A 587-nucleotide genomic window follows, 5' to 3' on the forward strand; every position below is an offset into this window, starting at 1 on the left:
TACATCCGCGGCAAGAATAAACCAGCGTTTAAACTCTTTTTGGCACAGCTTCTTTGCTTCTCGAATAAACAAATGCCTTGATTCACGCTGACTTCGTTGAGGCATCACAATGTAGGCAAACAGCTTATACAACCACATATAAGGCAAGATATGTTTACAGAAGTTACCCAACTTAACCAAAATCTGCGAACGCGTATTCAAGCGTGTCACCGCACCGCCTAAAACCATCGAACGAACTCTTTCAGAAGACAACTCCGCTAAATTTCGAACAATGATCGTACCCAACGACATGCCAACAAAGTGCGCCGACTGGATTTTTAGGTGATCCAGCACTTTTAATATATCTTGCGTCACTTCCGTGAAGGTGTAACGACTAGTTATCAACTCTTTCAAAAGCTGATTGGATTTTCCATGTCCTCGTAAGTCGATCAGCAACAAATTAAAGTGCTGCTTATATGCTTTAATTTGTTTAAACCATATCGAAGAACTGCCACCAGCACCATGCACGAAAACAACCCACTCATTACTAGTAGGATGCAGATAGGTTTTGTGAAAAAGCAGTGGCTGAGTCATGAGTCAGTATAAGT

1 protein-coding gene is annotated in these 587 nt (G+C 41.6%); it reads right to left on the bottom strand.

From position 1 onward, the window contains the following. The coding region (locus R7044_RS26795; protein ID WP_225456180.1) for an alpha/beta fold hydrolase at positions 1 to 573 on the bottom strand (573 nt) is incomplete at its 3' end. Positions 574 to 587 lie beyond the last annotated feature (14 nt).

Source organism: Vibrio sp. 1402, from assembly GCF_033340275.1.